The following is a 12,650-nucleotide window of genomic DNA, read 5'->3' on the forward strand; positions in this document are numbered from 1 at the left end:
TTGTTTTATATTTTAAAAAAAACCTTCAAGGGTTAGTGCGCCCTGAAGGTTCGGATAAAAAACCGTGCAAAGTTATGAAATGCAAGGTTTAAATACAGATTTTTTTTGCTTTTGCCCCGTTTATTTAATTTTTACTGATTTAAGGACGCGCTGTGCTACCTGTGGACCGATGGGGTCGTCATCCCGGTATTGGATCCGGATCTCCCAGCGGTTGGCCCCTTTGACTACCACCAGGTGCCGGAAGGCGAGCCTGATAGCGCCCTGGTAGAGATAGTTACCTTCCTCCAGCTGGCCCTGTATGCCGGAAACGAGCACCGGGACTGCCTTGGCGTGAATATCGGACAGGTCGTCCTGTTCCATGGCAACGCGATTGTCTTCCCTGGCGTTGTCGAGGGTATTGGCCACATTTTCGAAGTAGCTGTACATATTCACTGTGATACGGATACCGCCCCCCTCCTCGTTCCGGTAGCTTTTGGCGTATTCGATGACTTTGGCGGTCTCCGGGTCCATGGGCTGGTCATGTATCCATAGTTTTACCGGCGTGCTGATCTCCAGCGCCTGCCGGCCGATGGTAGCTGTTTGCCAGCTGCTGTAGAGGTATGATTTCGGCACTTTGGCATACAGCAGCGTAAACACTGCTCTTTTACCGAACAAGGTGCCGGCGGTGGCCAGCAGCGCCACTACCAGGGTAAAAAATATAATGACTTTGCCTTTGTTGGCCGGTTGCAGTTGTCTTTTTACCCAGCTGGCGGTGCGGCCGGGCTTTTTTTCTTTTATGGAGACGCCCACCGTCTGTTGGTATTCCGGGAAAGAGCCCATGGGGTGGATTTTGCGCCAGTCGGAGAAAGTGTCGGGCAGTTTTTTGCCGCATTGGTCGCAGAAGGTGAGGTACTCTGATTTCAGGGGATTGGCATGCGAACAGCTTCCGCAAAGCAGGTATTTCATAGGCAATGATTAGGTGTTGGTTACTCCCGTAAGGGAAACGTACCATAATATTACAAAATAAATATATTTAATTAGTCATAAAAAAAGGACAAAGCGGGGCTTTGTCCTTTTTTTTTGTATCGTAAAGTACGACTACTCAGCTGATTTTTCTTCAGTGGCAGTAGTGTCAGCAGCTTTTTCTGCAGCAGGAGCAGCAGCGTCAGCTTTCTTTTTAGCACCACCGGCACGACGGGTTTTCTTAGCAGCAGCTTTTTCTGTCGGAGCGCCGTAGATTTCGTTGAAATCAACCAGCTCGATCAGGGCAACTTCTGCGTTATCCCCATGACGTTTACCCAGCTTAATGATACGGGTGTAACCACCAGGACGGGTAGCTATTTTTTCGCTGATCGCACCGAACAGTTCTTTGATAGCTTCTTTGTCCTGCAGGTAGCTGAACACGATTCTACGGTTGTGGGTAGTATCGTTTTTGCCTCTTGTGAGCAGCGGTTCAACGTAAACACGCAGTGCTTTCGCTTTTGCGAGGGTAGTGGTGATACGTTTGTGGCTGATCAGTTCGCAAGCCAGGTTAGACATCAGGCTTTTGCGGTGGGCAGCAGTTCTGCTTAATTTGTTTAATTTAACTCCGTGACGCATGACATTTGTTGTTTTACCCCTTACACCGTGTCAGGAATTGTAAGGTACTTTTATAAAAGGATTTACGATTTAGGGATTTTTTGATTTATGATTTTAAAATCTCAGAATCGTAAATCAAAAAATCCCCAAATAATTTTATTCTTCTTCGAGTTTCAGTTTGGACAGGTCCATACCGAAGTGCAGGCCTCTTTCGCCGAGTACCTGTTCGATTTCGCTGAGGGATTTCTGGCCGAAGTTTCTGAACTTCATCAGTTCTTCCTGTTCGTATTGTACCAGTTCGCTCAGGGAGTTGATTTTCGCTGCTTTCAGACAGTTGAAGGCACGCACGCTCAGATCGAGGTCTTCGAGTGGTGTTTTCAGGATCTTGCGCAGTTGCAGTGTTTGTTCGTCCACTACATCTTCTTTTTCAGTGTCTTTGGTATCAAAGCTGATGTTTTCATCGGTGATGATCATCAGGTGCTGAATGAGGATGCGGGAAGCTTGTTTCACTGCTTCTTCCGGGTGGATGGTACCGTCTGTGACAACCTCCATGATGAGTTTTTCATAGTCGGTTTTTTGTTCCACACGGGTATTTTCTATGCTGTACTTTACGTTTTTGATGGGCGTAAAGATAGAGTCAATAGCGATGTAGCCGAATACTGCATCTTTGGGTTTGTTTTCCTCTGCTGGCACGTAACCGCGGCCTTTGCCGATGGTCAGTTCGATATCCAGTTTGGCAGAAGGGTCCAGGGTGCAGATCAGCAGTTCCGGGTTCATGATCTGGAAAGCGCTGGTGGCTTTTTCGATCATGTCAGCGCGGAATTCTGTTTTGCCTTTGATGGACAGGGTAATCTTTTCGTTCGTTACGTCGTTTTCAGCGATCTTTTTGAAGCGAACCTGTTTCAGGTTCAGGATGATCTCTGTAACGTCTTCGGTAACACCTCTGAGTGTAGCGAATTCGTGATCGGCGCCTTCAATTTTTATACCCACAATGGCATAGCCCTCCAAAGAAGACAACAGTACGCGACGCAACGCATTACCGATAGTCACAGCATAACCTGGTTCTAATGGACGGAATTCGAATTGAGCTTCAAAGTCGGTAGACTTCTGCAATACGATCTTATCAGGTTTCTGGAAATTTAAAATTGCCATTGATATGATAGATTTATTAGTTTAAATATGAAGTTAGTCCATGGCGAAGGCCATGGACTAATATTTATTACTTAGAGTACAATTCTACAATCAGTTGTTCCTTGATGTTTTCAGGAACGCTCTCTCTCTCAGGATAAGCAATGAATACGCCTTTCATTTCTTTTTCATTCCAGTCCAGCCAGCTGAATTTAGGATTTTTACCACGGATAACGCTGGTCAGAGCGGTATTGTTGGCAGTTTTGTTTTTCAGGCTGATAACGTCGCCTGGTTTCAGTTGGAAGGAGGGGGTGTTTACCACGATACCGTTAACGGTGATGTGTTTGTGGGAAACGAGCTGACGGGCAGCAGGACGGGAAGGAGCGATACCCAGACGGAACACAGTGTTGTCCAGACGGGCTTCCAGCAGTTTAATCAATACTTCACCGGCAACACCTTTTCTGCGGGTAGCTTCGTCAAACAGGTTGCGGAATTGTTTTTCCAGCAGGCCATAAGTGTATTTGGCTTTCTGTTTTTCTCTCAGCTGCAGTGCGTATTCGCCCAGTTGTTTACGTTTGCGGTTAGCACCGTGCTGACCCGGAGGGTTACTGTTTTTACCTAAGTATTTACCGTTACCTAAGATAGGTTCGCCAAAAATTCTGGAAATTTTGGTCTTTGGGCCTGTGTACCTTGCCATGATTTAAATATAAGTTAGATTTTTTAGTTAATGATGTATGCTCTTCAAAAAATCTGAAAACCTGATCATACACCCAATTATAAATATAAATTACAAAGTCCAGATACCCAACTTCTGTGGAAGTCCGGTATCTGGAATCTGTTATGATAGCTGACTATACTCTTCTTTTCTTGGGAGGACGGCAACCGTTGTGCGGTAAAGGCGTAACGTCTTTAATCATGCTCACTTCGATACCGGAGTTAGCGATAGCACGGATAGCGCTCTCACGACCTGCTCCTGGGCCTTTTACAAATACATCTGCTCTTTTCAGACCGGCGTCCATAGCAACTTTAGCAGCATCCTGTGCAGCCAGCTGAGCGGCGTACGGAGTGTTCTTTTTAGAACCTCTGAAGCCCATTTTACCAGCAGAAGACCAGGAGATAACCTGACCGTGTTTGTTGGTGATGCTCACAATGATGTTATTGAAGCTGGCGGAGATGTGTACGTCTCCGTAGTTGTCTACTTTTACTACCCTTTTTTTACTAGCAGCAGTTTTTGTATTATTTGCTTTTGCCATAATGATTTAAATTCCAAATATGAAATTCCAGATCCCAAATCTTCCGATCCTGTTGACATCGAAACCAAACCCCTCGTTTGGGAATTTGGGATTCCAACCTGGGATTATTTATTATTTCTTAGTTGCTTTTTTCTTACCAGCCACTGTCTTACGTTTACCTTTGCGGGTACGGCTGTTGGTACGTGTACGCTGACCTCTTACCGGTAAGCCTTTCCTGTGACGCAGACCACGGTAGCAAGCGATATCCAGCAGACGCTTGATATTCATTTGTACTTCAGAACGCAGTTGACCCTCTACCTTAAACTCGCCGTTGATAATGTTACGGATGGCAGCTTGATCGTCGTCATTCCAATCCTTCACTTTCTTGTTTACATCAATTTCCGCCTTGTTCAGGATATATTGGGCGGTAGAACGGCCTATACCAAAAATATAGGTGAGGCCAATTTCTCCTCTTTTATTTTTAGGAAGATCTATACCGGCTATACGTGCCATATTTATATTTTAGATTTTATGATTCTGATTAAAAAATCAAATTCCGTGGGGGAACAGATTATCCCTGACGTTGTTTGAAACGAGGGTTCTTTTTGTTGATCACCAACAGAACACCTTTTCTACGAACTATTTTACAATCCGCACTTCTTTTTTTGATTGCAGCTCTTACCTTCATGATGATTATTTTATAAAAGGTTATGTTTTTTTGTTAAATTATCTGCCTGATACACGAATCCGGGTCCCGCCTATTTGTATCTGAAAATTATACGGCCCCTTGACAAATCGTATGGACTCATCTCCACTCCCACCTTATCTCCGGGCAGAATGCGTATATAGTGCATTCTCATTTTTCCAGAAATGGTGGCCAGGATCTCGTGCCCATTTTCCAGTTTTACACGGAACATAGCGTTTGACAAGGCTTCTAATATAATTCCATCCTGTTTAATGAGTGCCTGTTTTGCCATAAAAATTTTTAGGACTGCAAAGATAGCATTTATCTTTTGAAATAGAAAAATTTCCCTTAATTATTATTAATATTGCCGTTCCCGTGATGAATGCCTGTCTATCGCTATTTAAAACCCCTTCACTATTAACCAAATACACTAACAGATTTTAGTAATTTGTGTTCAGTTCCGGGTTGTTTTTTTCCGCTTTTTCGATTTCCGAGAAGGATGACAGGATATCCGGCTTGCCTTTTCCTACCGCCACGGTATGTTCGAAGTGGACGGACGGGCTTCTGTCGCGTGTCACTACGGTCCAGCCATCTTCCAGGTATTCCACATCTTTGGTTCGGAGGTTGATCATGGGTTCGATGGCGATGACGAGGCCTTCTTTCATGACCGGTCCGGCGCCGCGTTTGCCGTAGTTGGGCACCTGCGGGTCTTCATGGAGGTGACGGCCGAGGCCATGTCCTACCAGTTCCCTTACCACGCCGTACCCGCGTTCTTTCTCGGTATATTCCTGTATAGCGTAGGAGATATCGCCGATGCGGTTGCCGACCACTGCTTTTTCGATGCCTTTATAGAGGGAAGCCTTGGTAGCAGCCATGAGGCGGCGTACGTTTTCCGCCACGTCGCCGATCGCGAAAGTATAGGCGCTGTCTGCGTGGAAGCCGTTCATATACACGCCTACGTCTACGGTGAGGATATCGCCGTCTTTCAGCACGTATTTGTTGGGGATACCGTGTACCACTGCCTCGTTCACTGAAATACAGCAGGCGTTGGGGAATCCTTTATAGTTTTTGAACGAAGGCACGGCTCCGTTTTCCACGATAAATTTATCCGCCACCGCGTCTACGTCGAGGGTGCTCATTCCCGGTTTCAGGCTTTTGGCCACTTCGGCCAGGGCGGCGCTGAGGAGAAGGGCACTTTTACGGATCAGCTCTATTTCTTCCTTCGTCTTATAATGAATCATCTTTCGTAAGCTTTTCACCGTCTGTCCTTTTGAGGGGGTAATTGACGGCTTTAACAAAATATAATAGCCACCAAAGCGTGAAAGCTTCTGTGGCTATTTTATTGCGTTTGTACGCATCGGGCACCGGGGCGCCCGGGGCGGACAATAACTTATGCATTAGCCGGGGCAGTTCTGCCCTTGATGCGGCCGGTGCTCATGAGGCCATCGTAGTGGCGCATCAGGAGCTGGCTTTCGATCTGTTGCAGCGTATCGAGGATAACCCCTACCATGATGAGGAGGGAAGTACCACCGAAGAAGGTGGCGAAGTTGCTGTTAACCTTGAAGGCAGCTGCGAGACCTGGCATGATACCCACGATGGCCAGGAAGAATGCTCCCGGGAGGGTAATGCGGTCCATGACAGCACCGATATAATCAGCGGTTGCTTTTCCTGGTTTAACACCGGGAACGAAACCATTGTTGCGTTTCATTTCGTCCGCCATTTGGGTGGGGTTGAAAATCAGCGCAGTATAGAAATAAGTAAATACAATCACGAGAACAGCGTAGATCAGGTTGTACCAGCCATTAGTGTGGTCGCTGAAGATACGGACAAAGCCGGAGGCGCTTTCAGAGTTGGTAGCGAAACCGATGGCCGTAGCAGGGATGAACATAATAGCCTGGGCAAAGATGATCGGCATTACACCGGCTGCATTCACTTTGAGGGGAATGAACTGGCGAACTCCGCCGTATTGTTTATTGCCCACAATACGTTTGGCGTAGTTAACGGGAATTTTCCGGGTACCCTGCACGAGCAGGATGAGGCCCACGGTGATCATGATGAATACCGCGATTTCGATCAGGAAGAGGATCGGGCCGCCGGAGCCGGCCACTTTGGAGGAGAATTCTCCGATCAGGGCTTGCGGGAGGCGGGCGAGGATGCCCATCATGATGATAATGGAAGTACCGTTACCAATACCTTTATCTGTGATCTTTTCACCGAGCCACATCACGAACAGGGTACCGGCCGTGAGGACGATGGTGGTAGAGAGCCAGAAGAAGAAGGTACCGTATTCTGGGATAATAGCGCTGCCTGATTGATTACGCAGATAAGCTACGTAAGCACTTGCCTGGAATCCGGTTACCACTACCGTGAGTATACGGGTATACTGGTTGATTTTCTTGCGGCCGCTTTCACCTTCCTTCTGCAGTTTCTGGAAGTAAGGCACTGCTATGGTCAGCAACTGAATAGCAATGGAGGCGGAGATGTAGGGCATGATACCCAACGCAAAAATAGAGGCCCTTGAAAACGATCCGCCGGCAAACATGTTTACCAGCCCCAGAATGCCCTGGTTAGAATTTTTTTCAAAGTCGGTGAGCGCGTTTGCATCAATACCGGGCAAGGCTATATACGATCCAACACGGTAAATGAGGACCAGGAGCAGGGTAGTTAAGATGCGATTACGCAGGTCCTCGATACTCCAGATATTCTTAATCGTTTCGATAAATTTCTTCACAGGAAGATAAAGGTTTAATAGCGCTATTAAATATGAAAAGACGCACTACTCCGTAGGCGTCTCCTCAGTCGTAAAGTCTTATACCAGTTCTACTGATCCACCTGTTGATTCGATGGCCTGTTTAGCTTTTTCGCTGATAGCGTTTACTTTAACAGTCACCTTGGATTTCAGTTCCCCGTTAGCCAGAATTTTCACTTTAGCTGTCCGGTTTACCAGGCCGTTCATGTACAGGTTTTCGAGGTTGAATTCCTGCAGGCCATATTTTTCAACTAAGTGGTCAATCTGACCCAGGTTGAAGATGGTGTATTCCTCGCGGTTGTTGTTTTTGAAACCGCGTTTAGGCATACGGCGCTGGATAGGCATCTGGCCACCTTCAAAGCCTCTTTTGCTGGCGTAACCGGCACGTTGCTGGATACCTTTGTTACCTTTTGTAGAGGTACCACCTTTACCGGAAGCCTCACCACGTCCGAGACGTTTTTCTTTATGTACGGCGCCTTTTGCAGGCTTTAATGAATGCAGATTCATAGTTTAATTGTTTTTACTTACGCGGAAATTAACCGCTCGCATTTAAATTGTAAAAAGTATGACTTCGTAAAGTTACAAATGTAAAAGTAAGATTATCAGCAGACAATCCCACAGCAGTGTTACTTAATTATTAAGCGTTCACTGTTTCTACTTTTACCAGATGGTCTACTTTACGTACCATTCCCAGGACCTGAGGAGTAGCTTCTACTTCAACAGTAGCGTTCATTTTAGTCAGCCCCAGCGCCTTCAAGGTCAGTTTCTGCCTTTCGGGACGGTCGATACCACTTTTTACCTGAGTGATCTTAATCTTTGCCATAAACCCCTATCCGCCGAAGGCGGAGTAATTTAATTGTTAATAATGAGTGTCAATATATCCCGGAGGGAATATGTTTACACCGGAAGATCGCCTGTAAGGGAGATTAACCGTTGAAAACTTTCTTCAGGGAGATGCTTCTGGTTCTGGCTACGCTCACTGGTTCGCGTAACAGGCCCAGCGCTTTGAAAGTAGCTTTCACCACGTTGTGCGGGTTGGCAGAACCCAGGGATTTAGCCAGTACGTCGGTAACGCCTGCGCTTTCCAGTACTGCACGCATAGAACCACCCGCGATCACACCGGTACCGTGAGCAGCCGGTTTGATCAATACTTTGGCAGCACCTTCTTTCGCGAACTGGTCGTGAGGGATAGTACCGTGCATTACCGGAACCTTGATCAGGTTCTTTTTAGCATCGTCTATACCTTTGGTGATAGCCTGCTGTACTTCTTTCGCTTTACCAAGGCCATGACCTACCACGCCGTTTTCATTACCTACAACTACCAGTGCGGAGAAACTGAAAGTACGACCGCCTTTGGTGGTTTTGGTAACACGGTTGATCGCCACTACTTTTTCTTTCAGCTCCAGATCACCGGCCTTTACTTTATTGAATGAATTCTTTGCCATTTTATTTTATAAGAATTACTTGTTCAGAATGATAAAATTAGGACCCAGGAATTAGAACTGGAGACCACCTTCTCTTGCTCCGTCAGCTACACTTTTAATGCGGCCGTGGTATAAATACCCGCTTCTGTCGAAAATGCAGGTGGTGAGGCCTAAAGCGATTGCTTTCTGAGCCAGCGCCATACCTACCAGTCTGGATTTCTCGGATTTTGTACCGGATTGTGCTTTGATATCTTTATCACGGGAAGAAGCGGATGCCAGGGTAGTACCGTTGGTATCGTCGATCAGCTGTACGTAGATATCGCTGTTGCTGCGAAATACAGACAATCTTGGTGCTTTGGCAGTACCGGAGATCTTTTTACGGATGCGGTAGCGGATCTTTTCCCTTCTGCTAACTTTTGTGCTCATTGTGAGTTTTATTTTATTATCCCGATGCTGCCGGGATATGTTAAAACCAGCTAACCAGCCGGGGGCTGATTAGCTAGTTAAAAATTATTTACCTGCTGACTTACCAGCTTTCTTACGAACCACTTCATCGCTGTAGCGAACACCTTTACCTTTGTACGGTTCAGGTTTGCGGAGGCTGCGGATTTTGGCAGCTACCTGGCCCAGCAGTTGGTTATCGGAACCTTCCAGCATAATTTTAGGGTTCTGACCTTTTTCAGTCAGGGTAGCCACTTTCAATTCTTTTGGAATTTCGATCACGATGTTGTGGGAGTAACCCAGAGACAGGTCCAGCAGCTGACCGCTGTTGGCGGCTTTGTAACCCACACCAACCAGTTCGAGTTGTTTTTTGAAACCGTCTGTAACACCAGTCACCATGTTAGCGATGAGTGCGCGGGTCAGACCGTGCAGTGCTTTATGGCGGATCTGATCTGTAGGACGGGTTACAGTCAATACTCCGTCTTTCACTTCTACTTTCAGGTCTCTGTCGATGGTTCTTTTCAGTTCACCTTTAGGACCTTTAACAGTAACTTCATTAGCCGGGGAAACGGTTACCGTAACGCCGCTGGCCAATTTGATAGGAGCTTTACCTATACGTGACATAACTTGAGTTTAAGTATAATTTTGATAATTGTTTCGCGGTTATCTGTGTTCAGCGCCGTATAGAAAGCTTAATTGTCAGAAAACCGTTGGGGCTTACGGGGAGTTAAATCCCTGTAAGCCAATATATTAGTAAACGTAGCAAACTACTTCGCCGCCTACGTTCTGTGCTTTCGCTTCTTTATCGGTCATTACGCCTTTGGAAGTGGAGATGATCGCTACACCGAGACCATTTTTCACACGTTTGAACTCATCAGGTTTAGCGTATTGACGCAGGCCCGGACGGCTGATACGTTGCAGTTCTTTGATAGCGGGTTCTTTGGTTTGAGGATCGTATTTCAGGGCTATTTTGATGATGCCTTGTTTGTTGTCCTCTTCAAATTTGTACTTCAGGATATAACCTTTATCGTACAGAATTTCTGTAATGCGTTTTTTCAGCTTGGAAGCCGGAATTTCCACGATCCTGTGGGTGGCCATTTGCGCGTTCCGGATTCTGGTCAGGAAGTCTGCTATTGGATCAGTAACCATTGTTGAAATAGTTTGAATAATGTTTACAATGCGATATCCAATCGAAAGAGATGGGAATCAAATAACTTTAATTGTCGATTTTTTGATTTCGGAATTTTTTGATTTCGGGATAAAAATCGAAAATCAAAAAATCGAAAATCAAAAAATCAGTTTTTTACCAGCTGGCTTTAGTTACGCCAGGGATTTTACCTGCGAGTGCCAGGTCGCGGAACATGTTCCTGCAGAGGCCGAAGTGACGCATGTATCCTTTAGGACGACCGGTCAGCTGGCATCTGTTTTTCAGACGAACAGGAGAAGCGTTTTTAGGAAGTTGGTCCAGTGCAGCGTAGTCACCGGCAGCTTTCAGGGCAGCGCGCTTTTCAGCGAATCTTGCTACCATGGCTTCTCTTTTCCTTTGTCTGGCTTTTACGGATTCTTTTGCCATAATTATATTATCGTTTCGAATTACTGATTATCTTTTTTCATGTTCCTGAACGGCATACCCATTTCTTTCAGCAGCTCGTAAGCTTCTTCGTTGGTTTTAGCCGTAGTAACGAAAGTGATATCCATACCGGACATTTTTGTTACTTTATCGATATCGATTTCAGGGAAGATGATTTGTTCGGTGATACCCATGGTGTAGTTACCGCGGCCGTCGAAGGCTTTTTCGTTGATGCCTTTGAAGTCACGTACACGAGGCAGGGACACGGAAACCAGGCGGTCCAGGAAGTCAAACATGTTGGTGCTGCGCAGTGTAACGCGGGCGCCGATCGGCATGTTTTTTCTCAGTTTAAAGTTAGAGATATCCTTTTTGGACAGGGTGGCAACTGCTTTCTGGCCGGAGATGCGTGTCATTTCGTCCACAGCGATGTCTACCAGTTTTTTATCACCAACGGCGCCATTGATACCCTGGTTCAGGCAAATTTTCACCAGACGGGGAACCTGCATTACACTTTTGTAGTTGAATTTCTTCATCAGTGCAGGAGCTACCTCGTCGAAGTATTTTTTCTGCAGTCTTGGAGTATATTTAGTGTTTGCCATTATTTAATTACCTCCCCTGATTTTTTAGCGATACGAATTAATTTACCGTTTTCCCGCTGTCTGTTCACACGGGTAGGTTTACCAGCTTTGGCATCCCACAGCATCACGTTGGAGATCGCAATCGGCGCTTCCTGCTTAACGATACCACCTTTGGTGTTTTGTGCAGTAGGCTTGGTATGCTTGGTAATAATGTTAACGCCTTCTACAAGAACGCGGCCTTGTTCAGGGTGAACTTCCAGCACTTTGCGTGCTTTGGTCCTATCCTTGTCGTCGCCGGCAATCACCGCAACCAGGTCGCCCTTCTTAATGTTGAATTTAGGCTTAAATCTAGTTTTCATCACTTTGATTTATTTATAAACGCCAAGCGAAACAATTGTTTCGCTTGATTAATGTTTTGTCTCGTTTTGCAAACGGGCTGCAAAGATAAGAAATATTTTGAGATTTTGGGATTTACGAATTTTTTGATTTAGCCGCCAAACTCTGAAACCCCAAAATCGCCATATTTCAAATTTTAAAATTTCGAAATATCAAAATCTTAAAATTACAATACTTCAGGAGCCAGGGAGATAATTTTCATATAACCCTTGTCTCTCAGTTCACGGGCAACCGGACCGAAAATACGGGTACCGCGTGGTTCGTCTGAGTTATTGAGCAGTACAACCGCGTTGTCGTCGAAACGGATATATGAACCGTCTTTACGGCGTAATTTGTTTTTGGTTCTTACGATTACCGCTTTGGTAACCATACCTTTTTTAGCGCCGCCACCAGGAATTGCGTCCTTAACGGTCACTACAATTTTATCGCCTACTTTAGCGTAGTCCTGACCGGAGTTGCCCAGTACGCGGATGCAGAGTACTTCTTTGGCACCACTGTTATCGGCTACGCTCAGTCTTGATTCTTGTTGTATCATCGTAATGATTTTTTAATCAGCGGCTGAAGCCGGGGTAGCCGGCAGCAGCATGAAACACTTGATAAATTATTTTACTTTTTCGATAATTTCTACCAATCTCCAGCATTTGTTTTTGCTCAGAGGGCGGGTTTCCGCGATTTTCACGGTATCGCCGATGCTGCACTCGTTTTTATCGTCGTGCGCCATGAACTTGGTAGTTTTTTTAACGAATTTACCATAGATAGGGTGCTTCACTTTACGTTCCACCTTAACAGTAATGGTTTTATCCATTTTGTTGCTGGCCACCACACCAATCCTGGTTTTTCTTAATTGTCTTTCGGTCGTCATTGTTGAAAGTATTTAATCCTCCGGGGGA

21 protein-coding genes are annotated in these 12,650 nt (G+C 45.7%); all 21 read right to left on the minus strand.

The genetic code is table 11. The features are described from left to right. Positions 1 to 120 precede the first annotated feature (120 nt). The gene (locus tag HF324_RS29405; protein WP_168861474.1) at positions 121 to 945 is read right to left on the minus strand and encodes a hypothetical protein; all 825 of its coding nucleotides are present in this window, start codon (positions 943 to 945) and stop codon (positions 121 to 123) included. A gap of 132 nt (positions 946 to 1,077) precedes the next feature. Further along, positions 1,078 to 1,578: a 50S ribosomal protein L17 gene (gene rplQ, locus HF324_RS29410; protein WP_168806944.1), complete on the minus strand. Its 501-nt coding sequence runs from the start codon at positions 1,576 to 1,578 to the stop codon at positions 1,078 to 1,080. A gap of 135 nt (positions 1,579 to 1,713) precedes the next feature. Beyond that, a complete protein-coding gene (locus HF324_RS29415; RefSeq protein WP_078666999.1) occupies positions 1,714 to 2,709 on the minus strand; it encodes a DNA-directed RNA polymerase subunit alpha in 996 nt (331 codons plus the stop codon). Positions 2,710 to 2,776: 67 nt separating this feature from the next. Beyond that, entirely contained in the window at positions 2,777 to 3,382 is a 606-nt protein-coding gene (gene rpsD, locus HF324_RS29420) for a 30S ribosomal protein S4 (protein WP_078666998.1), read from the minus strand. Between the two features lie 154 nt (positions 3,383 to 3,536). Continuing rightward, positions 3,537 to 3,938 (minus strand): 30S ribosomal protein S11, encoded by a 402-nt coding sequence (gene rpsK / locus HF324_RS29425; protein WP_078666997.1) that lies wholly within the window; start codon positions 3,936 to 3,938, stop codon positions 3,537 to 3,539. A 111-nt stretch (positions 3,939 to 4,049) separates the two neighbouring features. After that, the gene (rpsM, locus tag HF324_RS29430) at positions 4,050 to 4,430 is read right to left on the minus strand and encodes a 30S ribosomal protein S13 (RefSeq protein WP_078666996.1); all 381 of its coding nucleotides are present in this window, start codon (positions 4,428 to 4,430) and stop codon (positions 4,050 to 4,052) included. A gap of 58 nt (positions 4,431 to 4,488) precedes the next feature. Then, a complete protein-coding gene (gene rpmJ, locus HF324_RS29435) occupies positions 4,489 to 4,605 on the minus strand; it encodes a 50S ribosomal protein L36 (protein WP_073083232.1) in 117 nt (38 codons plus the stop codon). A gap of 70 nt (positions 4,606 to 4,675) precedes the next feature. Continuing rightward, the gene (gene infA / locus HF324_RS29440) at positions 4,676 to 4,894 is read right to left on the minus strand and encodes a translation initiation factor IF-1 (protein ID WP_012789309.1); all 219 of its coding nucleotides are present in this window, start codon (positions 4,892 to 4,894) and stop codon (positions 4,676 to 4,678) included. Positions 4,895 to 5,042: 148 nt separating this feature from the next. Then, the gene (gene map / locus HF324_RS29445) at positions 5,043 to 5,843 is read right to left on the minus strand and encodes a type I methionyl aminopeptidase (protein WP_168861475.1); all 801 of its coding nucleotides are present in this window, start codon (positions 5,841 to 5,843) and stop codon (positions 5,043 to 5,045) included. Positions 5,844 to 5,992: 149 nt separating this feature from the next. Next, entirely contained in the window at positions 5,993 to 7,333 is a 1,341-nt protein-coding gene (gene secY, locus HF324_RS29450) for a preprotein translocase subunit SecY (protein ID WP_078666994.1), read from the minus strand. Between the two features lie 78 nt (positions 7,334 to 7,411). Beyond that, positions 7,412 to 7,858, minus strand: coding sequence for a 50S ribosomal protein L15 (gene rplO, locus HF324_RS29455; RefSeq protein ID WP_078666993.1), 447 nt, complete (start codon positions 7,856 to 7,858; stop codon positions 7,412 to 7,414). A gap of 130 nt (positions 7,859 to 7,988) precedes the next feature. Then, a complete protein-coding gene (gene rpmD / locus HF324_RS29460; protein WP_078666992.1) occupies positions 7,989 to 8,174 on the minus strand; it encodes a 50S ribosomal protein L30 in 186 nt (61 codons plus the stop codon). A gap of 103 nt (positions 8,175 to 8,277) precedes the next feature. Next, positions 8,278 to 8,796, minus strand: a complete 519-nt coding sequence (rpsE, locus tag HF324_RS29465) for a 30S ribosomal protein S5 (protein WP_078666991.1) — start codon at positions 8,794 to 8,796, stop codon at positions 8,278 to 8,280. A gap of 51 nt (positions 8,797 to 8,847) precedes the next feature. Continuing rightward, positions 8,848 to 9,201: a 50S ribosomal protein L18 gene (gene rplR, locus HF324_RS29470; RefSeq protein WP_168806949.1), complete on the minus strand. Its 354-nt coding sequence runs from the start codon at positions 9,199 to 9,201 to the stop codon at positions 8,848 to 8,850. Between the two features lie 84 nt (positions 9,202 to 9,285). Further along, on the minus strand, positions 9,286 to 9,840 hold the full coding sequence (gene rplF, locus HF324_RS29475) for a 50S ribosomal protein L6 (protein ID WP_168806951.1): 555 nt from the start codon (positions 9,838 to 9,840) through the stop codon (positions 9,286 to 9,288). 126 nt (positions 9,841 to 9,966) lie between these two features. Next, positions 9,967 to 10,365 carry a 30S ribosomal protein S8 gene (rpsH, locus tag HF324_RS29480; RefSeq protein ID WP_168806953.1) on the minus strand — a complete coding sequence of 133 codons (399 nt, stop codon included), beginning with the start codon at positions 10,363 to 10,365 and terminating at the stop codon, positions 9,967 to 9,969. Between the two features lie 154 nt (positions 10,366 to 10,519). After that, entirely contained in the window at positions 10,520 to 10,789 is a 270-nt protein-coding gene (gene rpsN, locus HF324_RS29485) for a 30S ribosomal protein S14 (RefSeq protein WP_168806964.1), read from the minus strand. A 20-nt stretch (positions 10,790 to 10,809) separates the two neighbouring features. After that, the gene (gene rplE, locus HF324_RS29490; RefSeq protein ID WP_078666986.1) at positions 10,810 to 11,385 is read right to left on the minus strand and encodes a 50S ribosomal protein L5; all 576 of its coding nucleotides are present in this window, start codon (positions 11,383 to 11,385) and stop codon (positions 10,810 to 10,812) included. Continuing rightward, positions 11,385 to 11,723, minus strand: coding sequence for a 50S ribosomal protein L24 (gene rplX / locus HF324_RS29495; protein ID WP_078666985.1), 339 nt, complete (start codon positions 11,721 to 11,723; stop codon positions 11,385 to 11,387). Before rplX ends, rplE begins: the two co-directional genes overlap by 1 nt. 203 nt (positions 11,724 to 11,926) lie before the next feature. Continuing rightward, positions 11,927 to 12,295, minus strand: a complete 369-nt coding sequence (rplN, locus tag HF324_RS29500) for a 50S ribosomal protein L14 (RefSeq protein WP_078666984.1) — start codon at positions 12,293 to 12,295, stop codon at positions 11,927 to 11,929. Positions 12,296 to 12,361: 66 nt separating this feature from the next. After that, positions 12,362 to 12,622: a 30S ribosomal protein S17 gene (rpsQ, locus tag HF324_RS29505; protein ID WP_078666983.1), complete on the minus strand. Its 261-nt coding sequence runs from the start codon at positions 12,620 to 12,622 to the stop codon at positions 12,362 to 12,364. Between the last annotated feature and the right edge of the window lie 28 nt (positions 12,623 to 12,650).

Origin of the sequence: Chitinophaga oryzae, assembly GCF_012516375.2 — a bacterium.
Lineage (GTDB): Bacteria > Bacteroidota > Bacteroidia > Chitinophagales > Chitinophagaceae > Chitinophaga > Chitinophaga oryzae.

Excerpts from the sequence above, each read along its gene's own strand:
- rpmD (WP_078666992.1), bottom strand. The coding sequence starts at position 8,174 with ATGGCAAAGATTAAGATCACTCAGGTAAAAAGTGGTATCGACCGTCCC.
- rplE (WP_078666986.1), bottom strand. The coding sequence starts at position 11,385 with ATGGCAAACACTAAATATACTCCAAGACTGCAGAAAAAATACTTCGAC.
- HF324_RS29405 (WP_168861474.1), bottom strand. The coding sequence starts at position 945 with ATGAAATACCTGCTTTGCGGAAGCTGTTCGCATGCCAATCCCCTGAAA.
- rpsK (WP_078666997.1), bottom strand. The coding sequence starts at position 3,938 with ATGGCAAAAGCAAATAATACAAAAACTGCTGCTAGTAAAAAAAGGGTA.
- rpsQ (WP_078666983.1), bottom strand. The coding sequence starts at position 12,622 with ATGACGACCGAAAGACAATTAAGAAAAACCAGGATTGGTGTGGTGGCC.
- rpsM (WP_078666996.1), bottom strand. The coding sequence starts at position 4,430 with ATGGCACGTATAGCCGGTATAGATCTTCCTAAAAATAAAAGAGGAGAA.
- rpsD (WP_078666998.1), bottom strand. The coding sequence starts at position 3,382 with ATGGCAAGGTACACAGGCCCAAAGACCAAAATTTCCAGAATTTTTGGC.
- rpsE (WP_078666991.1), bottom strand. The coding sequence starts at position 8,796 with ATGGCAAAGAATTCATTCAATAAAGTAAAGGCCGGTGATCTGGAGCTG.
- rplF (WP_168806951.1), bottom strand. The coding sequence starts at position 9,840 with ATGTCACGTATAGGTAAAGCTCCTATCAAATTGGCCAGCGGCGTTACG.
- infA (WP_012789309.1), bottom strand. The coding sequence starts at position 4,894 with ATGGCAAAACAGGCACTCATTAAACAGGATGGAATTATATTAGAAGCC.
- rpsH (WP_168806953.1), bottom strand. The coding sequence starts at position 10,365 with ATGGTTACTGATCCAATAGCAGACTTCCTGACCAGAATCCGGAACGCG.
- rplO (WP_078666993.1), bottom strand. The coding sequence starts at position 7,858 with ATGAATCTGCATTCATTAAAGCCTGCAAAAGGCGCCGTACATAAAGAA.
- rplN (WP_078666984.1), bottom strand. The coding sequence starts at position 12,295 with ATGATACAACAAGAATCAAGACTGAGCGTAGCCGATAACAGTGGTGCC.
- rpsN (WP_168806964.1), bottom strand. The coding sequence starts at position 10,789 with ATGGCAAAAGAATCCGTAAAAGCCAGACAAAGGAAAAGAGAAGCCATG.
- rplX (WP_078666985.1), bottom strand. The coding sequence starts at position 11,723 with ATGAAAACTAGATTTAAGCCTAAATTCAACATTAAGAAGGGCGACCTG.
- rplR (WP_168806949.1), bottom strand. The coding sequence starts at position 9,201 with ATGAGCACAAAAGTTAGCAGAAGGGAAAAGATCCGCTACCGCATCCGT.
- map (WP_168861475.1), bottom strand. The coding sequence starts at position 5,843 with ATGATTCATTATAAGACGAAGGAAGAAATAGAGCTGATCCGTAAAAGT.
- HF324_RS29415 (WP_078666999.1), bottom strand. The coding sequence starts at position 2,709 with ATGGCAATTTTAAATTTCCAGAAACCTGATAAGATCGTATTGCAGAAG.
- rpmJ (WP_073083232.1), bottom strand. The coding sequence starts at position 4,605 with ATGAAGGTAAGAGCTGCAATCAAAAAAAGAAGTGCGGATTGTAAAATA.
- rplQ (WP_168806944.1), bottom strand. The coding sequence starts at position 1,578 with ATGCGTCACGGAGTTAAATTAAACAAATTAAGCAGAACTGCTGCCCAC.